Annotated in this window: 21 protein-coding genes; 12 read left to right on the top strand and 9 right to left on the bottom strand. The window is 63.7% G+C overall.

The genetic code is table 11. From position 1 onward, the window contains the following. The first annotated feature begins 7 nt into the window (after positions 1–7). A complete protein-coding gene (locus AC4FS3_RS12875) occupies positions 8–334 on the top strand; it encodes a thiosulfate oxidation carrier complex protein SoxZ (RefSeq protein ID WP_198836975.1) in 327 nt (108 codons plus the stop codon). 83 nt (positions 335–417) lie between these two features. Here the strand turns inward: AC4FS3_RS12875 and AC4FS3_RS12870 are convergent, their stop codons facing one another. Together AC4FS3_RS12870 and AC4FS3_RS12865 are read right to left on the bottom strand one after the other, a co-directional pair. Beyond that, the gene (locus AC4FS3_RS12870; protein ID WP_283178599.1) at positions 418–789 is read right to left on the bottom strand and encodes an HIT domain-containing protein; all 372 of its coding nucleotides are present in this window, start codon (positions 787–789) and stop codon (positions 418–420) included. A gap of 33 nt (positions 790–822) precedes the next feature. Next, positions 823–2,400, bottom strand: coding sequence for a DUF5928 domain-containing protein (locus AC4FS3_RS12865; RefSeq protein ID WP_491020900.1), 1,578 nt, complete (start codon positions 2,398–2,400; stop codon positions 823–825). 226 nt (positions 2,401–2,626) lie between these two features. On the opposite strand from AC4FS3_RS12865, the gene AC4FS3_RS12860 reads away from it, so the two are divergent. Next, the gene (locus tag AC4FS3_RS12860) at positions 2,627–3,445 is read left to right on the top strand and encodes a sulfotransferase family protein (protein ID WP_491020899.1); all 819 of its coding nucleotides are present in this window, start codon (positions 2,627–2,629) and stop codon (positions 3,443–3,445) included. A 135-nt stretch (positions 3,446–3,580) separates the two neighbouring features. On the opposite strand, the gene AC4FS3_RS12855 is transcribed toward AC4FS3_RS12860, so the two are convergent. Next, entirely contained in the window at positions 3,581–4,816 is a 1,236-nt protein-coding gene (locus tag AC4FS3_RS12855; RefSeq protein ID WP_491020898.1) for a urate hydroxylase PuuD, read from the bottom strand. A gap of 136 nt (positions 4,817–4,952) precedes the next feature. Between AC4FS3_RS12855 and AC4FS3_RS12850 the strand changes: the two genes are divergently transcribed. Continuing rightward, on the top strand, positions 4,953–5,888 hold the full coding sequence (locus AC4FS3_RS12850) for a LysR family transcriptional regulator (RefSeq protein WP_283178603.1): 936 nt from the start codon (positions 4,953–4,955) through the stop codon (positions 5,886–5,888). Between the two features lie 85 nt (positions 5,889–5,973). Here AC4FS3_RS12850 and AC4FS3_RS12845 read toward each other — a convergent pair whose 3' ends face one another. Both AC4FS3_RS12845 and uraH read right to left on the bottom strand, forming a co-directional pair. Further along, complete coding sequence (locus AC4FS3_RS12845) at positions 5,974–7,488, bottom strand: DUF2125 domain-containing protein (RefSeq protein WP_491020897.1); 1,515 nt, start codon at positions 7,486–7,488, stop codon at positions 5,974–5,976. 160 nt (positions 7,489–7,648) lie between these two features. Next, the gene (gene uraH, locus AC4FS3_RS12840; protein ID WP_491020896.1) at positions 7,649–8,005 is read right to left on the bottom strand and encodes a hydroxyisourate hydrolase; all 357 of its coding nucleotides are present in this window, start codon (positions 8,003–8,005) and stop codon (positions 7,649–7,651) included. Between the two features lie 172 nt (positions 8,006–8,177). On the opposite strand from uraH, the gene puuE reads away from it, so the two are divergent. From puuE to AC4FS3_RS12825, 3 genes are all read left to right on the top strand, one after another. Beyond that, complete coding sequence (puuE, locus tag AC4FS3_RS12835) at positions 8,178–9,593, top strand: allantoinase PuuE (protein WP_491020895.1); 1,416 nt, start codon at positions 8,178–8,180, stop codon at positions 9,591–9,593. After that, positions 9,590–10,444, top strand: coding sequence for a bifunctional allantoicase/(S)-ureidoglycine aminohydrolase (locus tag AC4FS3_RS12830; protein WP_491020894.1), 855 nt, complete (start codon positions 9,590–9,592; stop codon positions 10,442–10,444). Before puuE ends, AC4FS3_RS12830 begins: the two co-directional genes overlap by 4 nt. 89 nt (positions 10,445–10,533) lie before the next feature. Then, entirely contained in the window at positions 10,534–11,046 is a 513-nt protein-coding gene (locus AC4FS3_RS12825) for an ureidoglycolate lyase (RefSeq protein WP_491020893.1), read from the top strand. Positions 11,047–11,059: 13 nt separating this feature from the next. Here AC4FS3_RS12825 and hisG read toward each other — a convergent pair whose 3' ends face one another. The 3 genes from hisG to hisS are packed head-to-tail and all read right to left on the bottom strand — an operon-like array spanning position 11,060 to position 14,354. Next, positions 11,060–11,767 carry an ATP phosphoribosyltransferase gene (hisG, locus tag AC4FS3_RS12820; protein ID WP_491020976.1) on the bottom strand — a complete coding sequence of 236 codons (708 nt, stop codon included), beginning with the start codon at positions 11,765–11,767 and terminating at the stop codon, positions 11,060–11,062. After that, a complete protein-coding gene (locus AC4FS3_RS12815; protein ID WP_491020975.1) occupies positions 11,764–12,870 on the bottom strand; it encodes an ATP phosphoribosyltransferase regulatory subunit in 1,107 nt (368 codons plus the stop codon). Before AC4FS3_RS12815 ends, hisG begins: the two co-directional genes overlap by 4 nt. Continuing rightward, complete coding sequence (gene hisS / locus AC4FS3_RS12810) at positions 12,870–14,354, bottom strand: histidine--tRNA ligase (protein WP_283178607.1); 1,485 nt, start codon at positions 14,352–14,354, stop codon at positions 12,870–12,872. Before hisS ends, AC4FS3_RS12815 begins: the two co-directional genes overlap by 1 nt. A gap of 104 nt (positions 14,355–14,458) precedes the next feature. Here hisS and AC4FS3_RS12805 point away from each other — a divergent pair, with 104 nt between their 5' ends. Next, on the top strand, positions 14,459–14,659 hold the full coding sequence (locus tag AC4FS3_RS12805) for a SlyX family protein (RefSeq protein WP_283178608.1): 201 nt from the start codon (positions 14,459–14,461) through the stop codon (positions 14,657–14,659). A 427-nt stretch (positions 14,660–15,086) separates the two neighbouring features. Next, positions 15,087–15,284, top strand: coding sequence for a hypothetical protein (locus AC4FS3_RS12800; protein ID WP_491020892.1), 198 nt, complete (start codon positions 15,087–15,089; stop codon positions 15,282–15,284). 517 nt (positions 15,285–15,801) lie between these two features. Here AC4FS3_RS12800 and dnaE read toward each other — a convergent pair. Beyond that, a complete protein-coding gene (gene dnaE / locus AC4FS3_RS12795; RefSeq protein WP_491020891.1) occupies positions 15,802–19,290 on the bottom strand; it encodes a DNA polymerase III subunit alpha in 3,489 nt (1,162 codons plus the stop codon). A 256-nt stretch (positions 19,291–19,546) separates the two neighbouring features. Between dnaE and xdhA the strand changes: the two genes are divergently transcribed. Genes xdhA through AC4FS3_RS12775 form a run of 4 tightly spaced genes read left to right on the top strand, consistent with a single transcriptional unit; the run spans position 19,547 to position 25,823 of the window. Continuing rightward, positions 19,547–20,953 carry a xanthine dehydrogenase small subunit gene (gene xdhA, locus AC4FS3_RS12790; RefSeq protein WP_491020890.1) on the top strand — a complete coding sequence of 469 codons (1,407 nt, stop codon included), beginning with the start codon at positions 19,547–19,549 and terminating at the stop codon, positions 20,951–20,953. Next, positions 20,950–23,328 carry a xanthine dehydrogenase molybdopterin binding subunit gene (gene xdhB, locus AC4FS3_RS12785; protein ID WP_491020889.1) on the top strand — a complete coding sequence of 793 codons (2,379 nt, stop codon included), beginning with the start codon at positions 20,950–20,952 and terminating at the stop codon, positions 23,326–23,328. The genes xdhA and xdhB overlap by 4 nt, the downstream gene beginning before the upstream one ends. Next, positions 23,321–24,310: a xanthine dehydrogenase accessory protein XdhC gene (xdhC, locus tag AC4FS3_RS12780; RefSeq protein WP_491020888.1), complete on the top strand. Its 990-nt coding sequence runs from the start codon at positions 23,321–23,323 to the stop codon at positions 24,308–24,310. The genes xdhB and xdhC overlap by 8 nt, the downstream gene beginning before the upstream one ends. Beyond that, a complete protein-coding gene (locus AC4FS3_RS12775; protein ID WP_491020887.1) occupies positions 24,291–25,823 on the top strand; it encodes an ABC transporter ATP-binding protein in 1,533 nt (510 codons plus the stop codon). Before xdhC ends, AC4FS3_RS12775 begins: the two co-directional genes overlap by 20 nt. Positions 25,824–25,853 lie beyond the last annotated feature (30 nt).

The following is a 25,853-nucleotide window of genomic DNA, read 5'->3' as shown; positions in this document are numbered from 1 at the left end:
TGTAAGGATGGCAAATCCCCCCCGGATCTGGCTGAGCAATGAGACGCCCGCAAAAGACGAGATCGTCCGGGTGCGCGCCCAGGTCGTGCATATCATGGAAAGCGGTCTGCGCCTTGATGCGGCAGGCGCCCCGATCCCTCGCGACACACTGACGCGGTTCGAGGCCAGGCTGGGGGAGACCCTGGTGCTGGACTGGCTGCCGGAAACGGCAATCTCGCAAAATCCCTATATCGAGTTCACCTTCAAAGCGCGCGAAAGCGCTGTGCTGAAAATGACCTGGACCGATCAGCATGGCGTCCTCGCAGAGGCCGGGCGACAGATCACCCTATCCTGACGCCGCGCCCGGCACGAGGCCGGTTTCTGCACAGAAACCGGCCCGGAATTTTTCTTAAAATTCCGGTCGCGCGGCTGCGGCGCTTACGCTTTTTCGACAAGCCGGCCGAGGACGCGGCCGCCGAGGATATGCAGGTGGTAATGCGGCACTTCCTGCATCCCTGAACTGCCGGCATTGGTGATGGCGCGGTAGCCTTCCGGCCCGGAAAGTCCCAGATCGGCAATCACTTTCGCCACCGTGCGGTGGAAGTCGATGATCTCGTCCTCTGGCGCCTCAGCGGCGAAATGGTCGAAATTGACATAGGCGCCTTTCGGGATCGCCAGAACATGCACCGGCGCATGCGGCGCGATGTCGTGAAACACCAGCGTATGCGCGCTTTCCGCCACTGTCTTGTTCGGGATCTCACCGCGCAGGATGCGGGCGAAGATATTCTGCGGATCGTAATTCCAGCTCATGGGCAGGCTCCGGTTTGGGAAAATTGCGGATCTTCAGTCCACAAAGAGATAGGATGTGCCGGCGATCTCTTCCGCCTCGCTCAGCGGGATGCCGAAGAAATCCTGCAAGACCCGGGCATTCTCTGCCGCCGTGCCGCGCTGGCGGATGCGGTGAAATTCGGGGAAGTCATTCTCGCGGATACGGTCGCTCTCGAATTTCACATCATAGCGGATGGTCGGCAGCAGGCGCTCCAGCGTCTCGCGCGGAGAGCCGGGACCGGCCAGCCCCACCCGTTTCGCATGCCCGATCAGATAGTCATCGGTAAAATCGCAGTCGATCTCAAGAAGTTTCACCCGCGCCTTGTCATTGTAGAAATCCTGCATCAGTTCGACCGAGGCCGGGTCGATACAGAAGACCAGCCGGTCGGTCTGCCAATAATCGTACAGCATCCGCACGAGCGCACGCCGGTGCCGCGTGCGTTTCTCCAGCGTCGACTGGATGCCCCCCAGATCAGGCAAGGGCGTGCTGTCTTCGTTGAAAAGGTAATCCACGGCCCGGAGGCTGCTGACATTCCGCGCGCGTTCGACCAGCCGTTTTGCCACATGCCATTTCTTGCAGGTGACCATCATCAGCGTGCGTTCGCGCCCGAGGCTGGCCTCGGTTTCCCAGAACCGCTGAGCGTAACGCCGCCCCACCCTGCCGCGCGCGCTCAGAAAGCGGAACAGACTGCGCCCCTCATCCGAGATCTGAAAGGTTTTGCCCTTTTGCGCATAAAGATCGCCAAGCCGCGCCCTCAGATCGGTGGCTTCCGGGCTGACCTTGCGCGCGAAAAGATAATCCTGGCTTAAGAGCAGGTCATAATGGTCGTTATAGAAGACCACCGGCATCCCGTAATCGGTGAACAGGAGGAAGGTCAGGGTCCGGGTGCGGATCTCGTTTTCCGGCACGATATGATGCACGAGGGTCTGGAAGAAGGTCTCATCCGGGATCCAGGTCGTGCGGAAAAACCGCATCACATCCCGGCGTCTGCGAATGAAATCCAGCAAGGCCTCGACGGTGCGGCGGCGCAGGCACCACCACTGGCTGCCGATCTGCATCACCAGGTCATCGGGGATCTTACGTTCCAGCCCAAGCCGCTTTTGCCACGCCAGGGACCGGTAGAACCAGGTCTTGCTGCTGCGTTCATTGAACCAGTGGCGATAGATCAGCCGCTCTTCCCTGATGCCGGTCTTGATCCAGTCCGAGCGGAAGAAGTCGAAGCTCTCGATATAATCCACATCCTCGCGGCCGAGGACGTCATGGGCATATTCCGCCGTCTTGACCGGCATGCAATCGCCCGAAAGCATGTAGAAATGCGTGGCTCTGGGGAAGGCCGCAACCGCCGCGCGCAGGGCAAGCAGCGTGGCCTCTACGAGGCTCCATTCGCCCCAGCCACATCGGATGCGCCGTTTCGCGAAAACCACCAGCGGATTGCCGGCAAGCGCCATGCGCATCTGATCGAAATCGGCCTGCGACGAGCTCGCGTCGAAATGGATGGCGATGCAATCCCCGGCCGCGGTCAGCCGCTCTGCCTGGGCGATGATCCCGGCAGGATCCTTGTGACATAACAGGATATAGGCAATCGTCGCCATGGGTCTCGTCTTACTGTGCCGCCGGCTTTGCGGGCCGACGCTACGCTCTTACCAGACTATCTGATAAAGGGCTTCATACTTCCTTGAAAAGGTCGGATTTCTTTGCTTTTTCCAGGCGACGCTCTTGTGGTACACCCCGGCGCCTGGCACGCATGCCTGCAGGGGTGTATGTGTGTTTGGCCCGGAACAGGGCATCGCGCCGCAGTTCGGAAAAAGGATGATGTGAATGGGCTTTCCCGGCACCTGGATGACCGAAAGTGAAAGCGTGGTTTACCGCGTGGTGCCGAAATGCGCCTGTTCGACCATTGGTCAGATCATGTTCTATTCCGATCATGGCCGCTTCTTTGACGGCGATATCCATGATGCCACCGCCGATATGCACAAATGGGCGATGGAGGCGAGCCAGCCGAAGATCGAGGCCAATGTGAAGGCGCATAAGAGCTATGCCTTCACCTGTGTCAGGAACCCCTATACCCGGATCCTGTCTTCGTTTTTCGACAAGATCTGCGGCATTCAAAGGAATGGCCGCCGCTACCGGGGCAATCTGGTGCCGCTTCTGATCCAGAAATACGGGATCGAGGTCGGCGGCGAGGACGGCAAGCAGGAGTTCGACCAGATCAGGAGCTTCCGCCGCTTTCTGCTGTTCGCGCGCGACACCATCCGCTGGAAAAAACCGATGGAGCCGGATATTCACTGGTCGGCCATGGCTGGCCATGTCTCGACCTTTATCGTGAATGGCGGCCGCTATGACCGCATCTTCTTTACCGAGAAATTCAACGAAGGCATGCAATCGGTGCTCGACAGGATCGAGGTCGCGCATCCAGTTGATCTGAAAGCCATCCCGCGCTTCAACGAATCAGAGGGTCACGGGCCCAAACGCCTGCACCCCGTCGAGGATTACTTCGACGATCTCTCGATGCATCTGATGTGGGAGATCTACAAACGCGACTTCCAGCTCTTCCGCTACGATTTCGACAATCCCGGCAACAAGATGCCAAAGGGCGAGGTCGATCTCGACGAGGTTCACGCCAGGCTGGGCAATTGAGGCGCGGCACTTACGTGAGGGCCGTGCCGTGACCACAATACGGCATGTGAGGTGAGGCCGGGATCTGAAATCTGTGTCCTGCCCCACCCGGGCCGTTGCCCTGGAAGCGGCCGTTCCGGATTCTGCGCCAAAGGGTCAGACCGGATCGGGCAGCCTGGCTGCGGCCCGGTACCAGTCGATGATCCGGCGGCGCTCGGTCTCCTCCATATAGCTCAGATTGCCCGGCGGCATCGCATGGGTGACGCCCGCCTGGAGGTAGATCCGCCGCGCCTCATGCGCGATTTGCGCCTCGCTTTCCAGCACCACCGCTTTCGGGGGCCAGAGCATCCCCTCCCAGGCGGGTTCCGCCGCGTGACACATCGAGCAGCGCCCCTGCACGATCGAAACCACATCCCCGAAGCCGGGCGCGCTCGCATAGCGCAGCGCCTCGCCTTTCAGCGCGGCTTCTTCGGGTTGCAGCCGCAAGGGCGCAGTCGAGAGCCAGGCGATGATCAGGAACAGAACCACCGTCACGCCCCAGGTCCAGTGCGGATTGCCGCGCCCGGCATGGCGGGTGTTGAACCAGTGGCGAATGGTGACGCCCATCAGGAAAACAAGGCTCGCGATGATCCAGTTATACTCGGTCGCGAAGGCCAGCGGGTAGTGGTTTGACAGCATCAGGAACAAAACCGGCAGCGTCAGGTAATTGTTATGCGTGCTGCGCTGCTTGGCGATGCGGCCATATTTCGGATCGGGCGTGCGGCCCGCCTTCAGATCCGCCACCACGATCTTCTGATTGGGGATGATCACCAGGAAAACATTGGCGGACATGATCGTCGCGGTGAAGGCGCCCAGATGCAAAAGCGCCGCCCGGCCAGAAAAGACCGATGCATAAAAATACGACATCGCCACCAGAACGCCAAACAATGCCAGCATGACAAGGCTTTGATTGGATTTCACAAAGACCCGGCAGATCGTGTCATAGGCCAGCCATCCGAAGGCGAGCGATCCGACCGAGATCGCCACCGCCTGCCAGACCCTGAGTTCCATCACCCGGGGGTCGATCAGGAAAAGCTCGGCGCCCATGTAATAGACCAGCACCAGCATCAGAAAGCCCGAAAGCCATGTGGCGTAGCTTTCCCATTTGAACCAGATCAGGTGTTCGGGCAGGCGTTCGGGCGCGACGAGGTATTTCTGGATATGGTAAAAGCCACCACCATGAACCTGCCATTCCTCGCCATAGGCCCCCGGCGGCAGGTCGGGGGATTTCCTCAGCCCCAGATCCAGTGCCACGAAATAAAAGCTTGATCCGATCCAGGCGATGGCCGTGATCACATGCAGCCAGCGCGCCGCCAGTTGCATCCAGTCCCAGAGTACCGTGAAATCATACATGGGTGCCGCCTCTTCTGCCTGAATGCCAGGCTATACCGAAGCCGGCTTTCCTGTTAACCGGGATAATCTCTCGGCACTTTCAAACAGGGCCGAACAATCAAACGTTCTCCGCTTCTGCGCCAATCCGGATTTCAGGATGAGCTATGTCAACAATCTGAGGATGTTCGTCAGGGTCTATGACCTTGGCTCGATGTCAGCGGCAGCGCGGGATCAACGCTGTTCGCCCGCCGTCGCCTCGTCCAGAATCTCCGAGCTGGAAAAGCATCTCGGCACCCGGCTCTTCAACCGCACGACGCGCTCGCTGCAACCGACCTCGAACGGGCGGCTGTTTTACGACGGCGCGCTCAGGGTGCTTGAGGCGATTGCAGAGGCCGAAGCGGCCCTGATGACCGCGACGCAGAATCCGCGCGGCACCATTGTCATCTCGGCACCGCTGGGCGTCGGGCGGCGGCTGATCGCGCCACATGTGCCCGCCTTCAAGGATCTCTGGCCGCAAATCGAGCTGCGGCTGCGGCTTTCGGACCGGCCCGTGGATATCCTGGCCGAGGGGATCGACCTCGCCTTCCATCTTGGCATGCCCGAAGATTCGTCGCTGAAAATGCGGCTGATCTCAGGGGCGCCGCGGGTGCTTTGTGCCGCGCCGGACTATATCGCGCGGCGCGGAATGCCGGCGGATGGCGCGGCGCTGCTCAGGGACGGGCATGACTGCCTGATCCTGCGCTATCCGGGCGTGCGCGAATATCGCTGGACGCTGGAAACCCCTGACGGGCCGCAGCAATTCGCCGTCAGCGGCCCGTTTGAAAGTGATGACGGTGATGTGCTGACCGGCTGGGCACTGGACGGGCGGGGCATTGTGCTCAAACCGCTGTTTGAGGTGGCGGCCCATCTGCGCGAGGGCCGGCTGGTGCCGGTGGCGGTGGCCACGCCGCCGCTCGACACCCAGCTCGCGATCCTGATGCAGCACCGGCGGCTGAAAGACCCCAAGCTGCAGCTCTTTGCCGATTACATCGTGACGCATATCCGCGACGCGATCCGGCGCGAGACCGATGGCCCCGCAGCCGCCCTTTTGTAAACCGCGTTCCCGCAACCACATCCCCCCAAATGCAGAACGCGGCCCCGAAGGGCCGCGTTCCGGTTTGTCAGGCTGTGGCCTCGGCTTATTGCAGCTGCTGGCCGTTTGCGAAGATGCTGAAGCCTTCTTTGAACTCGATTTTCGAGGTCAGGCTGTCGGGCTCCGAACCCGGGACCATGAACATGCCCATCATCATCCGCGCGCCCATTGCATCCTGTTCCGCGAGGACACCGATGGAGATCAGGCCGTTGATCAGCTGCTCTGCCCCGGTGAGGTTCACATTCACTTCGCCCAGCGGAGCCGGGAAGCCGATGCTGTTGTCGAAGGTCAGCGCGCCGGTTGCGTTAAGAGCGGCACCGGCCAGTTTCAGCGCGGCCTGGGTGATGTTCAGCGATTCCGGCTGCGGGACCACCGGCTCACCGCCGGTCTCATCAGCAACCGCCATCGCGATCCAGTCGACTTTCGCCTTGCCGCTGAGGTCAAGCGCCAGATCGATGGGGTCACGCTTCAGCGCGGCATTCGGGTCAAAGAGGCCCCAGCTTTCGTCATTCAGCGTCAGCTGACCAAGGATCAGCTTCAAGCCGTAATCGGCAGCCGTTTCCCCCGACATGACCGGCGAAAGCAGGTTCATCTCGACATCAGCGATGGTGATCTTTGCCGGGGCCGGCAGGTCATCAGAGGTCACGATGATCTCCATGCCGTCATTGCCTTTCGAGGCAAGGCTGAAGACATCCTTGTTGAACAGCACATCCGCCGTGGCCGGGCCGGCCTTCATATCCATGTCAAACGACATGAACATCGACTTCTCGCTGGATTTGCCCGTGGAGGCGCCGTTGGTGGTGTTCAGCTTGAGCTGGAGACCCTGTTGCAGCGCGGTGCCGAAATCAGCCGGCGACTGGATCTCGCCAAGGGTGATCGTGGTCGGAAGGGTGAATTCAGCGGCCAGCGCCAGATTGACGGATTCGCTGCTCGAGATGCTTTTGCTGTCGAATGACGGCTGGTCGGAATTGATCGCATAGATCAGCTTCGCCGTCTCAAGCGCCACCGAGAACACGCGGTTGGTGCCCGGGATATCGCTGTAGCTGCCCTTCAGCCCTTCAAAGGTGAAGTTGCCATTATCCTTGCCCGGCTCCGGGGTCTCATCTTCGCCGTAAGCAAAGCCCGGGGTGGTGAAATCATAAGCAATATCGAGCTTTTTCGCCGAATAGTCATAGATGATGCCACCATTATCGCCTTCGCGGGCGATGATGGACAGGCCGTCATGGGTCAGTTTCGCCGTGCCACCCTCTTCGGCGGTGCCGGTCTGGAAACCGATCGCGTCGCCGGGGGTGATGGTGACGGTGCCGTCGCTGTTTTCGGTCAGGGTCAGCGCCGAGACGGTCAGCGGATCCGGCGCGTCTTCCGGCGCGATGCTCAGTCCGTTGAGGGTCAGAGTGCCGCCCGAATTTGCTTCGGTCGCGACATTGATGGTCAGCCCGATCAGGCCGGCGCCGTCCTTCCAGGACTGCCAGACCTGATCAGCGGTCAGCGCCGCATGGGCGCTTCCGCTCATCAGAACGACCATTGCGGGAACGGCAAAGCCATGCCTCAGAAACGCCATGTGATCTCTCCGGAACAATGCAATTACGCGAGTGACATGCCAAGGTTGGGGGCAGACTGCAAGTCAGCCTTTCCCGACCGGCGGAATTCTACGTAATTTGTCGCGCCTTGCAAAATTAACATCCGAAGGCATCGCAATCCAGGCAAAAAAGACCCTGGAGTCAGCTGCCCCGATAGGTGGAATAGGCAAAGGGGCTCAGCAGCAGCGGCACGTGATAATGCTGGTCCGAATGCCCAATCCCAAAGCGGATCGGGATCTGGTCAAGGAACAGCCCGTCGCCCTGGGCCTGGCCGCTCTGGCGCAGATAATCGCCCGCGGCAAAGACCAGCTCATATTCCCCGGCCTGCATCGCCTCCCCCGCCAGCAGCGGCGCATCGCAGCGGCCATCCGCATTGGTCACCACCCGGGCAAGCAGCGCGCGCCCGTTCCCTTCGATGCGCCACAGGCTGATCGCAAGCCCCGCTGCCGGCTGGCCCCGCGCGGTATCGAGCACATGTGTCGTCAGCCTGCCGCCCATCTGCCGCCCCCCTTCTGATCAGTGCCGCCAGCAAAGCATGGCAGCGCCGCGCAGGCGAGTCTCCTGCAACAAGGCCCGCAAGACCAGGAAGGAGTTTCGCGCAAAACAGAAAAGCCTTGTCGCCCGCCACGCGCTATTCTCCAGCGTGACAGCAGTGCCGGAGCCCGTATCCATGACCCGCTACCCCCGCGATTTCCGAGGCTATGGCCCCAATCCCCCCGATGCGGCCTGGCCCGGGGGCGCGAAGATCGCCATCTCGCTGGTGCTGAATTATGAAGAGGGCGGCGAGAATAACATCCTGCATGGAGATGCCGGGTCCGAAGCGTTCCTCTCGGATATCGCGGGCGCGCAGCCCTGGCCCGGCCTGCGCCACTGGAATATGGAATCGCTTTACGATTACGGCGCGCGGGCGGGGTTCTGGCGGCTCCACCGCCTCTTCACCCGGCGGGGGATCCCGGTCACGATCTACGGGGTCGCAACTGCCCTGGCGCGCAACCCCGAACAGGTCGCGGCGATGCAGGAGGCGGGCTGGGAAATCGCGAGCCACGGGCTGAAATGGGTCGAGCATCGCGATATGCCCGAGGCCGATGAGGCCGCAGCGATTGCCGAGGCTTTCCGCCTGCATGAAGAGGTCACCGGGGCGCCGCCTTCGGGCTGGTATACCGGACGCTGCTCGATGAACACGGTGCGGCTTACGGCAGAGACACGGCGCCTCGCCTGGATTTCCGACACTTATGACGACGATCTGCCCTGGTGGCTGAAGACCGGCGACCATGATCAGCTGGTGATCCCCTATACGCTCGAGGCAAATGACATGCGCTTTGCCACTGCGCCGGGCTATATCACCGGCGAGCAGTTCTTCACCTATCTGAAGGACAGCTTTGATGTGCTTTATGCCGAAGGCGTCGCGGGTCATGCGAAGATGTTTTCCATAGGCCTGCATAACCGGCTGATCGGGCGGCCCGGAAAATTTGCCGGCCTGCAGAAATTTCTCGATTACGCGCAGGGTCATGAGGGCGTCTGGTTTCCCCGCCGCATCGATATTGCCGATCACTGGCGGCGCATCCATCCGCCGGTCGCGCAGGACCGCCCCTCGCAGATGTCGCGCGAGGCGTTTGTCGCCCGGTTCGGCGGCATTTACGAACATTCGCCCTGGATCGCGGATCAGGCCTGGGAGCTGGAGCTTGGCCCCGCCCATGACAGTGCTGCGGGGCTGGCCTCTGTACTGGCCCGCGCCTTCCGCCGTGCATCCCCCGAGGCACGGCTTCAGGTGCTGCGCGCCCATCCCGATCTCGCCGGCAAACTGGCCGCCGCGAAACGGCTGACGGCGGAAAGCACCTCCGAACAGGCCTCGGCGGCGCTCGATGCCCTGACCGATGCCGAGCGCGAAACCTTTCAGCGCCTCAACACCGCCTATACCGCGCGTCACGGCTTTCCGTTCATCATCGCGGTCCGTGACAATACCAAAGCCTCGATCCTCAAAGCGTTTGAGGCCCGGCTCGCCAATGACAGCGAGACCGAGTTCAGGACCGCCTGCACCCAGGTGGAACGCATTGCCACCCTTCGTCTGAAAGGCCTCCTGCCATGACCACACGCAGCTATTACGCTCCCGAAGGCGGCCTGCCCCCCCAGACCCGGCTGATGACCGGAAGGGCCGTGTTCACCGATGCCTATGCGGTGATCCCGAAGGGCTGTTTCTCCGACATCCTCACCAGTTTCCTGCCGGGATGGGATAAAACCAGGCTCTGGCTGATCGCCCGCCCGATGTCGGGCTTTGCGGAAACCTTCAGCCAGTATGTGATGGAGGTCGCGCCCGGCGGTGGCTCCGCGACCCCCGAACCCGATTCCGGCGCCGAGGGCTGGCTCTTCTTCACCGGAGGTCTCGCCACCCTGACGCTGAACGGCGAGGGCTATGAGATGGAAGCAGGCGCCTATGCCTATATCCCGCCCGGCATCTCATGGACGCTGTTTGCCGAAGGCCGCGGCCCCGCGCGGTTCCACTGGATCCGCAAACTGTGGGAGCCCGCACCGGGCCTGACGCCCCCCGACCCCATCGTGATCAATGAGCGCGATATCGCACCGACCCCGATGCCCGAGACAAACGGCGCTTGGGCCACCACCCGTTTTGTCGCGCCCGAGGATCTGCGCCATGACGGCCATATCACCGTCGTCACCTTCCAGCCCGGCGGCGTGATCCCGTTTGAAGAGACCCATGTCATGGAACACGGTCTTTACGTGCTCGAAGGCAAGGCCGTTTACAAACTTAACCAGGACTGGGTCGAGGTCGAGGCGGGCGATTTCATGTGGCTGCGCGCCTATTGTCCCCAGGCCTGCTATGCCGGCGGCCCGGGCCCGTTCCGTTACCTGCTTTACAAGGACGTCAACCGCCACGCGAAACTGCGCGGCCCCGGCGCCTTCGGCAGCCCGTCCGGGCGCTGAAACCCGCCCCTTTTCATCTGTCTGAAAATATCCTCGGGGGTCCGGGGGGCCGAGGCCCCCCGGCGCTCACCACAAGCATAAAGGCCGCCATGGAGATCCACCCAGAACCCCTGACACCCGAGGCCTTCGCCCCCTTCGGCGACGTTCTTGCGGCAACCGGCCCCCACCGCCTGATCAATGGCGGTCTCTGCCAGCGCCATCATGACCTTGCCCGTCTCGATTTCGGCGAAGACAGTTCTCCGCCCGGCCGCGCCGGTATCTCGGTTTTCAAGGCCGCGCCCCGCGCCCTGCCCTATGAGTTCGACCTGATCGAGCGCCATCCTGAGGGCTCGCAGGTCTTCATCCCGATGTCGGACCAGCCCTTCCTGGTGATCGTCGCCACCGGACCGGGCACAGCACCCCGCGCTTTTCTGACCAACGGCGCGCAAGGCGTGAACCTGCATCGTGGCACCTGGCATGGGGTGCTTACTCCGCTCGGCGCGCCGGGGCTGTTTGCGGTCGTGGACCGGATCGGTGAAAGCCGCAATCTCGAGGAATACCGCTATTCGCACCCCTGGCTGGTGGTGGAGGCGGGGCTCCCCCCCGCAGTCCCGGGCATTTAGGTCAGGATGAAGATCAGAGCCCCGGCATCGGAAGGCCCAGCCTCGCCGCAAGCGCCGCGAGGGTCGCGGTCTGATCAGGCGCCCAATCCGCGTTGCGGGCCAGGAACAGGGTTGCCTGGCTTTGATGGATCAGCCCTTCCGGGAGGATTTTCAGGTGGTTGGCGCGCAGCGTCTCGCCCGACGAGGTGATATCGGCAATCGCCTCGGCAGTGAGGTTTTTCACCGTACCCTCGGTCGCCCCCTGGCTGTCCACCAGCGCATAATCGGCGACGCCATTGGCGGTCAGGAAGTCGCGCACGAGGCGGTGATATTTCGTCGCGATCCTGAGCCGAAACCCGTGCTGCGCCCGGAAGGCGCTGGCGGCAGCATCGAGATCATCCAGCGTATCGACATCGACCCAGGCCTGGGGCACGGCGATCACCAGATCGGCATGGCCAAAGCCAAGTGGCTGCCAGTCGGTCACCTGGGCGCGCCACGCCGCCAGCTTGTCGCGCACCAGATCCGATCCGGTCACGCCCAGATGAATGCGGCCCGCCGCCAGCTCTCGGGGGATCTCGCCGGCGGAAAGCATCACCAGCTCGACCCCGTCGATCCCGTCGATCCGGCCGGAATATTCCCGCTCATTGCCGGTCTTCGCCATCGCCAGCCCACGTGCGCCGAACCAGTCGAAGGTCTTTTCCATCAGCCGGCCCTTGGACGGCACCCCGATCTTGAGCATCAGATTGCCCCTTTCAGCCGCGCCACCAGTTCGGGGCGGATGATGCCGCCCACGGCGGGGATCGAGCCGCCCTGGCCCAGATGCGCCGTCAGCGCGTCATAGCGCCCGCCGGACGCCACCGCCGGCAGGCCGGTATCGGCCGCCACCAGGGTGAAGACGAAGCCGTCATAATATTCCAGCGTGGTGCGGCCATGGCTTGCCTCGAAGGGCAGGGTTTCGACATTGACGCCGCGCGCCTTCAGCGCTTCGAGCCGCGCCGCAAATCGTTCAATCGCCGGGGTGATCGCGGGCAGCATGGGCGCAATCCCGCGCAGATGGGCGAGCGCCGCCAGCGAGGGCGCCTGGAGCGTCAGCAGATCATAAAGCAGCGCGGCCTCGGTCGCAGCGATGGGTGGCGTCGCCGCATCTTCGATCAGCGCGGCTGCGCGTCCGGCGATATCTTCGGCTGAGCGCAGACCGACAAGCGGGCCTGCGGCCTCAATCAGTGCCTCGGGCGCATCGGATTTCAGACGATCGAGCAGCGCGGCCCGGGCCGGAGACGGTGCCGCGCGCCCCGCAAAACGGTCGAGCAGCGCGCGAAACCGCTTAGGGCGCCAGATATGGCGCAAGAGGGCAGCCTTGCGCCGGTCTGACGTCGAAAGCCCGCGCACGGCAGCCATCAGGATGCCGATATCGCCGGTGGCCGGGCGCAGGGCCAGCGGCGCCATCAGGTCGGAAAACAGCGCGAAGACCTCGGCATCGGCCTCGGGCGCGGCGCGATCAAAAATCTCGAAACCCACCTGGAGATATTCGCGGGCGCGGGCATCGGGGTCTTCCTGGCGGCGGAAGACCTCGCCCATATAGGCATAGCGCGCGGGCTCGGCGCCGTCGCGCATATGGGCCTCGACCACCGGCACGGTGAAATCGGGGCGCAGCATCATCTCGCCAAGGGTCGGATCGGCGGTCACATAGGCGCGGGCGCGGATATCCTCGCCGTAAAGATCCAGAAGCGGGCCGGCAGGCTGCAGGATCTCGGTCTCGACCGCCACGGCACCGGCGGCGAGAAGCTGGCCGTAAAGCTCGTCGGCGACTGCGCGGATGGCGGCCCTGTCACTGGCGGAAAGCATCATTGCCCCAGCATCTTGCGCACAGTCGCGACGAGATCGCCGCGCGGGGCTTCGACCTGGGCGGGACGGTCTTTCCATTCCTCAAGCGTGGCATTCTCGGCGATTTTCGCGCCGAGGATCAGGTCTTTGAGCACCACTACGCCACGCGCCGCCTCGTCCGAGCCCTGGATCACCGCCACCGGGCTTTGCCGTTTATCCGCATATTTCAGCTGGTTTCCGAAATTCTTCGGATTGCCGAGATAGACCTCGGCACGGATGCCGGCATTCCTGAGATCCGCGACCATCGACATGTAATCGGCCATGCGGTCACGGTCCATCACGGTCACGACGACCGGGCCAGTGGTATCCGCCGCCACGCGGCCTTTCGCATGCAGCGCCGCTAGGAGCCGGTCGACGCCAATTGACACGCCGGTCGCAGGCACCGCCTGGCCGGTGAAGCGTTTCACCAGATCATCATAACGCCCGCCGCCGGCGACCGAGCCGAACTGGCGCTTGCGGCCCTTTTCGTCGAGGATTTCGAAGGTCAGCTCGGCCTCGAACACCGGGCCGGTGTAATAGCCCAGGCCGCGCACCACGCCCGGGTCGAGCACGATCCGGTCAGGCCCATAGCCCTGGGCATCGAGCAGCGCCGCGATGGTTTCCAGCTCGTTGACGCCCTCGGCGCCAAGCGCTGAGGCACCGACCAACTCGCGCAGCCGCGCAACCGTCTCCGCGCCACTGTCGCGTTTGGCGGAAACGAAACCCATCACCACTTCGGCCTGTTCAGACGACAGCCCCGCGCCTTTGGTGAAATCGCCGCTCTCGTCCTTGCGGCCCTCGCCCAAAAGCGCGCGCACGCCCGCATCGCCCAGCCGGTCGATCTTGTCGATGGCCCGGAGCACAATGCCGCGCTCGGCCTCGAACCGGGTGGCGTCGGACGGGTCGAGAACGCCCGCGACCTCCATCACCCCGTTCAGCACTTTGCGGTTGTTCACCTTGACCACATAATCGCCGCGCGGGATGCCGACCACTTCCAGCGCATCCGAGAGCATGGCGCAGATCTCGGCATCCGCCGCCACCGATCCCGTGCCGACCGTATCGGCGTCGCATTGGTAGAACTGGCGGAACCGGCCCGGACCCGGCTTTTCATTCCGCCAGACCGGCCCCATCGCATAGCGGCGATAGGGCGAGGGCAGATCATTGCGATATTGCGCCGCAACCCGCGCGAGAGGCGCGGTCAGGTCGTAGCGCAAGGCCATCCATGCCTCATCCTCATCCTGCCAGGCGAAGACCCCCTCATTCGGGCGGTCAACATCGGGCAGGAATTTGCCAAGCGCCTCGACGGTTTCCACCGCCGATGTCTCCAGCGCCTCGAACCCGTAGCGATGATAGACCCCGGCAATGGCGTCGAGCATTGCCTTGCGTTCGGTGACCTCGGCCCCGAAATAATCACGAAATCCCTTGGGGGTCTCGGCCCGGGGGCGGCGGATCTTGCCTTCGGACATGGGTCTTGCCTTCGGATAGAGGAGCCTTTGCGGGCGATTGCGGCCCGGCGACAGTTGCTGCATCCTCTAGCGGATGGGGCAAGAGGCGACAAGCGGGGGATAGTATGGCCACGACAGAGGCGGTGGAGGAGCGGATCGCGCATCTGATCCGGGCGGTGGATGACCTGTCGGATGTGGTGGCGCGCCAGGATCGCGAGATCACCCAGCTGAACCGCCGGGTGCATATGCTGATGGAGCGCGAGGCCGAACGCGAACAAATGGCGGGCGAGGCCCCGGCCGCGAACCAGCCGCCGCCGCATTGGTGACACCTGATGGGCGCAGAAACTGCTGATGCGATTCCCGGCCCTGTCCGCGCGAGGCCGGTGATCCGCAGCCGCGAAACTGCCAAAAGGACTGCCATCGAAAGTGCTGCCGCAGCAGCGTTTTGTCGGGGAGATGCACGTCTCAGGAGTGGTTGATCAGCCAAATTCCACCGCCTCGCTGAACACCGAAATGGGCCTGCCCCCGTCGGGCCAGTGTGACCTCGCGGCACGGCTGGCTGGAATGGCCGCCGAAAGATCGGTGGCCGCTTTCGGGTCAGCTCCTGCCTTTTCCGCCGGACCGGCGCTCCCATGCTTCTACGGGCCGACTGCCCTGCGGCACCGGAATTCTGCCATTTTGCAGCAGTAACACCCGCGTAAGGTCAATCCCGGGCTTCCGACAGTCTTGCGCCCTTTTGTCCGGTGCTTTGCCTTGCTGACCGCCGCGCCCGTCCCGGCATTTACAGACCTGCCGCGCCCACGCGATGACCGGCAAGGGCTGCGGCTGGGTCTGGTGCAAACCGGCAAACAGCCGTCCGACGTCCACGGCAGCCATTTCAACAATCGCGCGCGCCTCCCCCTTGTCTGGGCCCGGCCGGCGCTTTCCGATCCGGTCGGCAAGGCTGACTGATCAGCTTCGCCCGCCAGCCTCGGGTCATCGGGTCATCGGGTCTGTTACAAAGACCCTGCGGAAGCTGTCGATTGACCGCAAGGACAGGTTCACCCAGTGCCTTGCGTTCCTGGAAAAGAGCCCCCCGGCGTTTTCAGCCACGGGTCCGGATGGGTAAAAGGTTTTGCGCGTCAGCGGCAGTCACGCATCTGCCTTTCTGCGCGCGCGCGGGTTCTGGTGGAGACTGGCGGGCAAACCGGGCCAGCGCCTCGTTGCCGCCATTTTGCGTGATGACCTGATTTTGGGAATCATCGAACCGACTGTGACAGCAGCGGCAAATCTGCACGCGACTGTAAAAACGGTCCGCATTGAGGGTGGCGACGCAGTCCGGTGGTGCAACCGGCGAAGACAACCATCGGCCAGCGTCCGCCTCCGGTTTTTTGGCCGGATCGGCCCAGGGCCGACCGGGCCACAATCACCGCTTTCGGCTGGGGCAACATCGCATGATCCGGACCGAGTGGTTCCGGGCGTGCGGGCATCAGACCTCTTCGACCATCACCACGCCCTGCATCGCCTTGATCGCGCCCCGTATCTGCGGGCTGACCGGGTAAGGGTCGGGCAGCAAGAGGTCGATCTCGCGCCCTTCTTCATCCGGCACACAAAGCGTGATGCGGCCGCGCATTCTGCCTTCGGATTTCCCCAGCAGGAGCGCGATGGAATTCACCGCCTCTGGCCGGTCGATATGGATGCGGATGTCAGCCGCCTCGGCTTTCGCCGCCACGCGGTCGATGGGTTCCACGCCATTGGCCAGAAGCTTTACGCCCTCGCCTTCCGGGTCGACCTTGACTGTCAGCACCACATTGCAGCCGGGTTCCAGAAATTCGCGGCAGGCCTCCAGCACATCCGAAAAACAGGTGACCTCGTAAAGCCCGGTTGGATCCGAGAGCGAGACAAAGGCGAAGCGGTTGCCCTTGGCCGATTTGCGCTCCTGGCGGGCCGAAACCGAGCCCGCGATCCTCGCAATCATCGGGCCTTTGGCCAGCGCCTCGCGGGTGATCTCGGTCAGGGTTTTCACCTTCTGGCGTTTCAGCGCCGGCATGTAATCATCCAGCGGATGGCCCGAGAGGTAGAAGCCCACCGCCTGATGTTCATGGCCCAGCCGTTCCACCGGCAGCCAGTCATCGCGGAAGGGGATGCGCGGCTCCGGGATATCCGAGCCCGAAGACCCAAACAGCGAGACCTGGGCGGATGCCGCCGCCTCATGCACCGCCGCCGACCAGGCGACCAGCCCGTCCAGCGCCTCGAACATCCGGGCGCGGTTGGGGTCAAGCTGATCAAAGGCGCCAGCGCGGGCCAGCATCTCCATCGGGCGCTTGCCGATCTTTTTCAGATCCACCCGGCGCGCGAAATCGAAGATCGTGGCAAAGGGCCTGTCGCCACGCGCATCGACGATAGACCGCATCGCCTCGACACCGACATTCTTCAGCGCTCCAAGGCCGTAGACCAGTTGCTGATCTTTGACCGAAAACACCGCGAGCGAGCGGTTGACGCAAGGCGGCACGACCCTGACCTCCATCCGGTCCAGCTCGCGTTTGTAGACTGCGAGCTTGTCGGTCAGATGGATATCGCAATTCATCACGCCGGACATGAATTCGACCGGGTGGTTCGCCTTCATCCAGCCGGTCTGGTAGCTCACGACCGCATAGGCGGCCGCGTGGGATTTGTTGAACCCGTAATTCGCGAATTTCTCCAGCAGGTCAAAGACCTCGCCGGACTTTTTTGTGTCGATCTGGTGGGTCGCGGTGCAGCCCTCGATGAATTTGGGCCGCTCTTTCGCCATTTCCTCGGCGATCTTTTTCCCCATCGCGCGGCGCAACAGGTCGGCGCCGCCAAGCGAATAGCCCGCCATGACCTGGGCGATCTGCATCACCTGTTCCTGGTAGACGATGATTCCTTGTGTCTCTTTCAGGATATGGTCGATGGTCGGGTGGATCGATTCCAGCGCGCGGGTGCCGTTCTTCACCTCGCAATAGGTCGGGATGTTTTCCATCGGGCCGGGTCGATACAGAGCCACCAGTGCAACGATATCCTCGATACAGGTCGGCTTCATGCGCCGGAGCGCATCCATCATGCCGGAGCTTTCCACCTGGAAGACCGCAACCGTGCGCGCGGCGGAATAGAGGTCATAGGTCGGTTTGTCATCAAGCGGGATATGCCCGATGTCGTTTTCCGCACCCTTTGGCGGCTCGTAAAGCTGCGTGCCATCCGGGCCGATATGCAAAGGCCGCCCGGCCTCAAGCACCTGGCGGATCGCATCCTTGATCACCGTCAGCGTCTTCAGCCCGAGGAAGTCGAACTTCACCAGCCCCGCCGCCTCGACCCATTTCATATTGAACTGGGTGGCGGGGGTATCGGAGCGCGGATCCTGATAAAGCGGCACCAGCTCATCCAGCGGCCGGTCGCCGATCACCACACCGGCAGCGTGGGTGCCGGCAGAGCGGTAAAGCCCCTCGACCTGTTCGGCATATTTCAAAAGCCGCGCGACAACCTCTTCTTTCGCCGCCTCGCGCAGACGCGGCTCATCCGCCAGCGCCTTGGTGATCGAGACCGGCTTGACCCCTTCGACCGGGATCATCTTCGCCAGCCGGTCCACCTGGCCGTAGGACATCTGCAGCACACGCCCGACATCGCGCACCGCCATTTTCGACAGCAACGCGCCAAAGGTGATGATCTGCGCCACTTTGTCATGGCCGTATTTGTCCTGCACATAGCGGATCACCTCCTCGCGGCGATCCATGCAGAAGTCGATGTCGAAATCGGGCATCGAGACCCGTTCGGGATTCAAAAACCGCTCGAACAGCAGCGCATAGCGCAAGGGGTCCAGGTCGGTGATCAGAAGGACATAGGCGACAAGCGAGCCCGCCCCCGAGCCCCGCCCCGGCCCGACCGGAATATCATGGTCCTTGGCCCATTTGATGAAATCGGACACGATCAGGAAATAGCCGGGAAAGCCCATACGCTCGATGATCGAGAGTTCGAATTTCAGCCGTTCTTCATATTCCTCGCGCGGGGCGGCGAGCGGGATCACGGCGAGCCGTTTCTCCAGGCCGTCCCAGGCCTGGCGCCGCAGTTCCTCGACCTCATCTTCTGCGAAAACCGGCAGGATAGGTTTGCGCTTATAGGCCATGAAGGCACAGCGGCGCGCGATCTCGACGGTGCTTTCCAGCGCCTCCGGCAGATCGGCAAACAGCGCGCACATCTCGGATTCGGATTTCAGATAATGCTGCGGCGTCAGCCGGCGGCGCGGCTCCAGCTGGTCGACATAGGCGCCTTCCGCGATGCAGATCAGCGCGTCATGCGCCTCATACATGTCGGTTTTCGGGAAATAGACGTCATTTGTCGCAACCAGCGGCAGGTTCAGCTCATAGGCCAGCTCGATATGGCCGCGCTCGGACAGGGCTTCGGCCTGTGGCAGCCGCCCGCCCTCGCCCGGATGGCGCTGCAGTTCGATGTAAAGCCGGTCGGGGTAGATCGCCGCCAGCTTTTCCACCAGCGCCCGCGCCTTCGGCATCTGCCCGCCCTGCAACAGCCGCCCCAAAGGCCCGTCCGGCCCGCCGCTCAGACAGATCAGCCCGGCGCTGTGGGCCGCCAGCTGATCCACGGTCACCTGCACCAGCTGCCCCGCCTTGCCCAGATAGAGGCAGGAGTTCAGCTTCATCAGATTCTCATACCCCGCCTCGGTCTGCGCCAAGAGCACAAGCGAGGCCGGCAGGCGCGGCTTTTCGCCCTGGCCCGCCGGATCATATTCCAGCGCCACCTGACAGCCGACGATGGGCTGGACCCCGGCATCCTTGCAATGGCTGGAAAACTCCAGTGCGCAGAACATATTGTTGGAATCGGTGACCGCGATGGCCGGCATCCCGGCGCCTGCCGCCAGTTTCACAAGCTTCTTGACCGGGATCGCGCCTTCCAGCAGCGAATGTTCGGTATGGGTGCGAAGATGGATAAATTTGGGGGCGCGTGACATGGCCCCAGTCTAACCCCGCCCCGCCGCGCAAGGAAGGGTCGAAAGACAGGCGCGGCGGCCTGCGCAGAAAACCGGCAGCCGCTTTCGCGTCTCGCGATAAACTCTTTCTATCATCCGATTAATAATTTTTCTTGCCAGCCCATCCGCAGCCCGGCTTGATGTGGTGATAAGCAAAGGGGCGCACCGCCTGGCCCTACGCCGCATCGGGCCGGCAGGCACAGACCCCGCCACAGGGAGTATCGCGGCGGATTGAAGAATGACCGGTATCAGTTTCTGGCTGAACGGAGTTGAAACCCAAATCCCGGAGGCCGAAAGCCCCACAAGGACGCTGCTCGACTGGCTGCGCGATACAGGCGGGCTGAAAGGCACGAAAGAGGGCTGCAACGAAGGCGATTGCGGCGCCTGTACCGTTATCCTGCGCGACGAGACCGGCGCCCGCGCGGTCAATGCCTGCATCCTTTTCCTGCCACAGCTCAAAGGCAAAGCCATCCGCACCGTCGAAGGCATCACCGGCCCCAAGGGCGAGATGCATCCGGTCCAGCAGGCCATGATCACCCGTCACGGCAGCCAATGCGGCTTTTGCACGCCGGGCTTCATCGCTTCGATGGCCGCGGCCCATCTGAACGGCGACCGGAGCCACGATGACAACCTCGCCGGCAATCTCTGCCGCTGCACCGGCTACGCCCCGATCCTCCGCGCCGCCCGGGCTGCCGAGACCGCCCCCATCCCCGACTGGCTTGAAAAAGATGCCGATTTCATCTGTCCGGAAATATCCTCGGGGGGTGAGGCCAAAGGCCGAGGGGGGCAGACAGCCCCCCTGACCCCGACCACCACAGACGCCCTCGCAGCCCTTTATGCCGCGACGCCCGGGGCCACCCTGATCGCCGGCGCCACCGATATCGGCCTCTGGGTCACAAAACAGCTCCGCTCCCTCTCACCGGTCATATTCCTCAACCAGATCAAAGACCTGCAAAGCATCACCGAAACCCCCGAAGGCCTGCGCATCGGCGCCATGGTCACCATCACCCGCCTGCGCGACGCGGTGAAAGCCAGCCATCCCGGCCTCGCAGAGCTCCTGCGCCGCTTCGCCTCGGCCCAGATCCGCAACACCGCCACAATCGGCGGCAATATCGCCAATGGCTCGCCCATCGGCGACGGCCCGCCCGCGCTGATCGCCGCAGGGGCAAGGCTGCATATGCGCCAGGGCGACACAAGCCGCAGCCTCGCGCTTGAGGATTTCTTCCTCGATTACCGCAAACAAGACCGGCGCCCCGGCGAATTTGTCGAGGCGATCACCCTTCCCGCCGCCCCGGATCTGAGCTGCTACAAGGTCTCGAAACGCTTCGACCAGGATATTTCAGCGGTTTGCGGCTGTTTCAACATCACGGTGACCGGGGGCCGCGTCTCGGCCGCCCGCATCGCCTTTGGCGGCATGGCCGCCATCCCGAAACGCGCCCACGCGGCCGAGGCCGCGCTGATCGGCGCGGACTGGAGCGAGACTGCGATCCGACATGCGATGCGCGCCATGGCACAAGATTACCAGCCGCTTTCCGATATGCGCGCCTCAGCGGGCTACCGGCTTACCGTCGCGCAAAACCTCTTGCTGCGTTGCTATCTTGAGCGTTCCGGCGTGGAGACCTCGGTGCTGAAGGTGGCGCCATGAGCATCGGAAAACCCCTCCCCCACGATTCCGCACCTTTGCATGTGGCAGGAACCGCGCGCTATCTCGACGACATCCCCTTGCCCCAGGGCGCGCTGCATCTGGCTTTTGGCCTTGCCGGCATCGCGCGCGGGCGGGTTGAAAGCATCGACCTCGCGCCGGTGCTGGCCGCGCCCGGTGTCGTCCGGGTGATTACAGCGCAAGAGCTGATCGCCGCTTTCGGCGCCGTGCCGGATTGCTCGCCCTCGACCCATGACGAGCCGCTGCTGAGCCCGGATGCGATCCATTTCCACGGCCAGCCGCTGTTTATCGTGCTGGCGGAAAGCCATCTCGCGGCACGGCGGGCGGCGCGGCTGGCCCGGATCGATTACCACGAGGAAAGCCCGATCCTGACCATTGAAGAGGCGCTGAAAGCAGACAGCCGCTTTGAACAGGGGCCGGTGATCTGGGCGCGGGGCGATGCGGCGGCGGCGATCGCAGCGGCACCGCGGCGGATCGCGGGCCGCTTCCCGGTTGGCGGGCAGGAGCATTTCTACCTTGAGGGTCAGATCGCGGCGGCACTGCCGCAGGAAGACGGGATGCATATCCTGTCCTCCACCCAGCATCCGAGCGAGATCCAGCACAAGGTCGCCCATGCCCTGCATCTGCCGATGGCCGCGGTCCGGGTCGAGACAAGGCGGATGGGGGGCGGTTTCGGCGGTAAGGAAAGTCAGGGCAATGCGCTGGCGATTGCCTGCGCGGTGGCAGCGCGCCTGACCGGTCAGGCCTGCAAGATGCGCTATGACCGCGACGACGATATGGTCATCACCGGCAAGCGCCACGATCTCGAGATCCGCTACGAGGCCGGATTTGACGATGAAGGCCGGGTGCTTGGGATCACGTTCACGCATCTCTTCCGCTGCGGCTGGAGTCAGGATCTGTCTTTGCCGGTGGCGGACCGGGCGATGCTGCATGCGGACAATTGTTATTTCCTGAAGGATATCCGCATCGAGAGCCATCGGCTGAAGACCAATACAGCCTCAGCCACCGCCTTCCGGGGCTTTGGCGGGCCGCAGGGGATGATCGGGATCGAGCGAGTGATGGATCATATCGCATTCGCCCTCGGGCGCGAGCCGCTGGAGGTGCGGCGGATCAATTTCTACGAGCCGGCCATTGCGGCAGAGGAACCGGGTGACAGGCCTCCCGGCGCGCCACGGAATATTTCGGACAGGAAGAAGGGCGCTATTCAGACCACGCCCTATCAGATGCCGGTTGAGGATTTCGTCGGGCAGGAGCTGGTGGCGCGACTGGTGCAAAGCTCGGATTACCTGGCGCGAAAGGCAGAGATTGCCGCCTGGAATGCGGGGTCACAGGTGCTTAAGCGCGGGATTGCGCTGACGCCGGTGAAATTCGGCATCTCCTTCACGCTGACCTGGCTGAACCAGGCGGGCGCGCTGGTACATGTCTACCAGGATGGCTCGGTGCATCTCAATCACGGTGGCACCGAGATGGGCCAGGGGCTGAACCTCAAGGTAGCCCAGGTGGTGGCAGAGGTCTTCGGACTTGAGGCAGGCGATATCCGCATCACCGCGACTGATACGGCGAAAGTGCCCAATACCTCGGCCACGGCAGCCTCGTCAGGCTCGGATCTGAACGGGATGGCATCGCGCGAGGCGGCTTTGGTGATCCGGGGGCGGCTCGCCGGTTTTCTGGCCGAAAAGCACCAGGTCGCGCCGGAGGCGGTGCGGTTCCAGGACGGGCTGGTGCGGGTGGCGGGCGAGGAATATCCCTTTGCCAGGGTCGCGGCCTGGGCCTATCAGGCGCGGATCTCGCTGTCTTCGACCGGCTTCTATGCCACGCCGAAAATCACCTGGGACCGGGTGAAGGGCCAGGGGCGGCCATTTTTGTACTTCGCCTATGGCGCCGCGGTGAGCGAGGTGGTGATCGATTGCCTCACCGGCGAGAACCGCATTTTGCGCACCGACATCCTGCATGACACCGGATCGCCGCTGAACCCGGCGATTGATATCGGCCAGATCGAGGGCGCCTATGTTCAGGGCGCGGGCTGGCTCACGACCGAAGAACTGGTCTGGGACCGCAAGGGCCGGCTGATGACCCATGCCCCCTCGACCTATAAGATCCCGGCCTGTTCCGACCGCCCGCCTGTTTTCAATGTGGAGCTGTGGAACCGACCCAATCGTGAAGCGACGGTGGGGCGCGCAAAGGCAGTGGGCGAGCCGCCTTTCATGCTGGGGATCTCGGTCCATGCCGCTTTGTCGGCGGCTGTGGCGGCCTGTGGTGCAGATGGCGGGGAGGAACGGGTCTGGCCCGATCTGGCAGCGCCCGCAACGCCGGAGGCGGTGCTGGCCGCGGTTGAAAGGGTCAGGCGCGATGTTTGACGCGAGAATCCTGCGGGCAACAATTGCGGAACATGGGCCGGTGATCCGGGTGGTGATCGCCGGACATCAGGGGTCTTCCCCGCGCGAGGACGGGGCGGCGATGCTGGTCTGGGGCTGCGGCCAGCTGGGCACGATCGGCGGCGGCGCGCTGGAATATCTCGCCGTGACCGGCGCGCGGCAGATGCTGGCGGGGGCCGGGAATGGCGGGCTGACACGCCATGCACTTGGCCCGGGCCTCGGGCAATGCTGTGGCGGCGTGGTCGATCTTGTCAGCGAGCTTTGGGACGAGGCGCGGCTCGCCGGTGCGACCGGCCCGATCGTTGCGCGACCTGTCAGCCCGGAAGCGGGCGCGATGCCTTTCCGGGTTCGTCGTGCCCTGTCCCGGGCGCGCAATGGCCAAGGCTGGGAGGGCGGCCCGATCTGCGCCGGCGGCTGGCTGGCGGAGCCCCTGAGCGCGGCGGCCAGCCCGCTCTGGATCTGGGGGGCGGGCCATGTCGGACGGGCACTGGTCGCGGTCCTGGACCCTCTGCCGGATTTCGCGCTGACCTGGATCGACACGGCGCGCGCGCGCTTTCCCGACATCCTGCCCGAAGGCGTCGATGCGATCTGGGCGGAGGATCCGGCGCAGCTGGTGCGTCACGTGCCGCCGGGCGCTGACCATCTGATCGTCACCTTCTCGCATGCACTGGATCTCGATCTCTGCCACCTCCTGCTGGGGCAGGAGACCGCGGGAATCGGGCTGATCGGATCGGCGACGAAAGGGGCGCGGTTTCGCAGCAGGCTCCTGGCCCTTGGGCATAGTGCGGCTGAAATATCGCGCATCACCTCGCCGATTGGTGATATGAGCCTTGGCAAACACCCACAGGCCATTGCGGTTGGTGTGGCGGTGCAACTATTGAAACGGAAACGGGAATCCGGATTGGCCTCCGGTTCGGCAGCGGTGGAAAGGGCGGGGATCACGGATGACAGCCGGTTCGGATGAGCTTCTGCGGCTGGAGGGTCTGACCAAGGCCTATCCGGGTGTCATCGCCAACAGCGATGTGTCTTTCACCATCCGCGCGGGCGAGATTCACGCGCTTCTGGGCGAGAATGGCGCCGGAAAATCGACGCTGGTGAAGATGATCTACGGCCTCGTGCGGCCCGACCAGGGGCGGATGACCCTGCGCGGCCAGCCCTATGCGCCCGCACGCCCCGCCGAGGCGCGGCGTCTGGGCGTTGCGATGGTCTTCCAGCATTTCAGCCTGTTCGAGGCGCTGACAGTCGCCGAAAATGTCGCCCTCGGGATGGAGGATCCGCCGCCGATGCGCGCCCTTTCTGCGCGGATCCGCGACGTGTCCGAAGCCTATGGCCTGCCGCTTGATCCGGGCCGCAATGTGGGCGACCTCTCGGCGGGGGAACGGCAACGGGTCGAGATCATCCGCTGCCTGCTGCAGGATCCGAAACTCCTGATCATGGATGAGCCGACCTCGGTTCTGACCCCGCAGGAGGTGGAGATCCTGTTTCGCACGCTCCGGCAGCTGGCGGCGGCGGGGACCTCGATCCTTTATATCAGCCATAAGCTGGAAGAGATCCGGACGCTCTGTGATGAGGCGACGATCCTCAGGCGTGGCCGGGTGGTGGCAACCTGCACGCCGCGCGAGCGGTCAGCGCGTGAGATGGCGGAGCTTATGGTGGGCGCCTCGCTGGCGGTGCCGGCGCGACGCAAGGGCCAGAAGGGCGAGATTGCACTGGAGGTGAATGATCTGTCACTGGCCTCGCCGATCCCTTTCGGCACTGCCCTCAAAGCGGTGGGCTTCGGCGTGCGAAAAGGTGAAGTTCTGGGGATCGCCGGAGTTGCGGGCAATGGCCAGGACGAGCTTTTGCTGGCACTGTCGGGCGAAATACTGGCGCCGGCAGGCGCGATCCGGCTTGGCGGAACCGGGATCGGCACGCTTGGCCCGGCCCGGCGGCGTGCGGCGGGGCTCGTGGCCGCGCCCGAGGACCGCTACGGCCATGCGGCGGCACCGGATATGAGCCTTGTTGACAATGCCTGGCTGACCGCTTCGGTGCGGATGGACCTCTCGGATCGCGGCTTTATCCGCCGCGCCAGGACGCGGGACTTCACCGAAGAGGTGATCCGCGATTATGATGTGCGGACACCAGGGCCCGATGTGGCAGCGCGGGCGCTGTCGGGGGGAAATCTGCAGAAATTCCTGATGGGGCGCGAGCTGAAACAGGGGGCCGATGTCATCGTGATCAACCAGCCGACCTGGGGGGTCGATGCCGCAGCAGCAAGCGCGATCCGGCAAAAGATCCTCGATTGCGCGGGCCAGGGCGCGGCCGTGGTGGTGATCAGCCAGGATCTCGACGAGCTGATGGAAATCGCCGACAGCTTTGCAGTGCTGAATGAAGGCCGTCTCTCGGTGCCGCGCCCGGTCGAGGGGCTGAGCACTGAAGAGATCGGCCTGATGATGGGCGGGGCCCATGGGATGGAGGAGGCGCATCATGCGACCTGAAGCGCCGGCATCGGCCAGAGGACCGATTTC

The organism is Pseudogemmobacter sp. TB195 (assembly GCF_058313095.1).
This window is presented reverse-complemented; position numbering and strand designations above follow the sequence as displayed.

Excerpts from the sequence above, each read along its gene's own strand:
- AC4FS3_RS12875 (WP_198836975.1), top strand. The coding sequence starts at position 8 with ATGGCAAATCCCCCCCGGATCTGGCTGAGCAATGAGACGCCCGCAAAA.
- AC4FS3_RS12870 (WP_283178599.1), bottom strand. The coding sequence starts at position 789 with ATGAGCTGGAATTACGATCCGCAGAATATCTTCGCCCGCATCCTGCGC.
- AC4FS3_RS12865 (WP_491020900.1), bottom strand. The coding sequence starts at position 2,400 with ATGGCGACGATTGCCTATATCCTGTTATGTCACAAGGATCCTGCCGGG.
- AC4FS3_RS12860 (WP_491020899.1), top strand. The coding sequence starts at position 2,627 with ATGGGCTTTCCCGGCACCTGGATGACCGAAAGTGAAAGCGTGGTTTAC.
- AC4FS3_RS12855 (WP_491020898.1), bottom strand. The coding sequence starts at position 4,816 with ATGTATGATTTCACGGTACTCTGGGACTGGATGCAACTGGCGGCGCGC.
- AC4FS3_RS12850 (WP_283178603.1), top strand. The coding sequence starts at position 4,953 with ATGAGCTATGTCAACAATCTGAGGATGTTCGTCAGGGTCTATGACCTT.
- AC4FS3_RS12845 (WP_491020897.1), bottom strand. The coding sequence starts at position 7,488 with ATGGCGTTTCTGAGGCATGGCTTTGCCGTTCCCGCAATGGTCGTTCTG.
- uraH (WP_491020896.1), bottom strand. The coding sequence starts at position 8,005 with ATGGGCGGCAGGCTGACGACACATGTGCTCGATACCGCGCGGGGCCAG.
- puuE (WP_491020895.1), top strand. The coding sequence starts at position 8,178 with ATGACCCGCTACCCCCGCGATTTCCGAGGCTATGGCCCCAATCCCCCC.
- AC4FS3_RS12830 (WP_491020894.1), top strand. The coding sequence starts at position 9,590 with ATGACCACACGCAGCTATTACGCTCCCGAAGGCGGCCTGCCCCCCCAG.
- AC4FS3_RS12825 (WP_491020893.1), top strand. The coding sequence starts at position 10,534 with ATGGAGATCCACCCAGAACCCCTGACACCCGAGGCCTTCGCCCCCTTC.
- AC4FS3_RS12815 (WP_491020975.1), bottom strand. The coding sequence starts at position 12,870 with ATGCTTTCCGCCAGTGACAGGGCCGCCATCCGCGCAGTCGCCGACGAG.
- hisS (WP_283178607.1), bottom strand. The coding sequence starts at position 14,354 with ATGTCCGAAGGCAAGATCCGCCGCCCCCGGGCCGAGACCCCCAAGGGA.
- AC4FS3_RS12805 (WP_283178608.1), top strand. The coding sequence starts at position 14,459 with ATGGCCACGACAGAGGCGGTGGAGGAGCGGATCGCGCATCTGATCCGG.
- dnaE (WP_491020891.1), bottom strand. The coding sequence starts at position 19,290 with ATGTCACGCGCCCCCAAATTTATCCATCTTCGCACCCATACCGAACAT.
- xdhA (WP_491020890.1), top strand. The coding sequence starts at position 19,547 with ATGACCGGTATCAGTTTCTGGCTGAACGGAGTTGAAACCCAAATCCCG.
- xdhB (WP_491020889.1), top strand. The coding sequence starts at position 20,950 with ATGAGCATCGGAAAACCCCTCCCCCACGATTCCGCACCTTTGCATGTG.
- xdhC (WP_491020888.1), top strand. The coding sequence starts at position 23,321 with ATGTTTGACGCGAGAATCCTGCGGGCAACAATTGCGGAACATGGGCCG.
- AC4FS3_RS12775 (WP_491020887.1), top strand. The coding sequence starts at position 24,291 with ATGACAGCCGGTTCGGATGAGCTTCTGCGGCTGGAGGGTCTGACCAAG.